Raw genomic sequence first — 245 nt, 5'->3', positions numbered from 1 at the left:
ATCGACGGCAGCAAGTTCAAGGCAGTCAACAACCGTGACCGGAACTTCACCAAGGGCAAGATCGCCAGCCGCCTGGCTCACCTCGAGGCTGACGTCGGGCGCTACATCGGCGAGATGGTTCGGATCGACCGCCAGGAAACCGGCGAGGTGCGGGAGGAGAGTGTCGCTCGGCTCGCGCGTCGATACGGCCGCATCCGGCAAGAGATCGCGCGCCTGAAGGCGATGGACGAGGCGTTGACCGATGC

At 64.9% G+C, this 245-nt stretch carries 1 pseudogene; it reads left to right on the top strand.

The annotated features are described in order from the left end of the window. Positions 1 to 245: pseudogene (locus tag Q1A87_RS24015) on the top strand (IS5/IS1182 family transposase); the annotation flags it as partial.

Origin of the sequence: uncultured Jannaschia sp. (assembly GCF_947494055.1) — a bacterium.
In the GTDB taxonomy this organism is placed as follows: domain Bacteria; phylum Pseudomonadota; class Alphaproteobacteria; order Rhodobacterales; family Rhodobacteraceae; genus Jannaschia.
This window is presented reverse-complemented; position numbering and strand designations above follow the sequence as displayed.